Below are 238 nucleotides of genomic sequence, written 5' to 3'. Positions count from 1 at the left end.
AGTCTGGTGAATTTGTGGAAATTCAAGGAACGGGTGAAGAAGCTACCTTCTCAGGAGATGAGTTAAATGCCATGCTCTTTTATGGAAAAACAGGGATTGAGGAATTAATTGCGTATCAGAAAGAAGCGCTTTATGCTTTAGCCTCTGAAGAAGTCCCTTCGCAAGATTCAGAGGAGAAAGTGATTGTCATTGCAACTAGAAATCCTGGTAAAGCGAAAGAGTTTAGTTCAATTTTTGG

General features: G+C 39.9%; 1 pseudogene. It reads left to right on the top strand.

The window, feature by feature from the left end:
* Positions 1–238: pseudogene (locus QP324_RS12215) on the top strand (hypothetical protein); the annotation flags it as partial.

The sequence above is a fragment of the Corynebacterium sp. UMB0012 genome, from assembly GCF_030216265.1.
In the GTDB taxonomy this organism is placed as follows: Bacteria; Actinomycetota; Actinomycetes; order Mycobacteriales; family Mycobacteriaceae; genus Corynebacterium.
The sequence above is the reverse complement of the archived record's forward strand: the minus strand, read 5'-3'. Positions and strand labels throughout refer to the sequence as shown.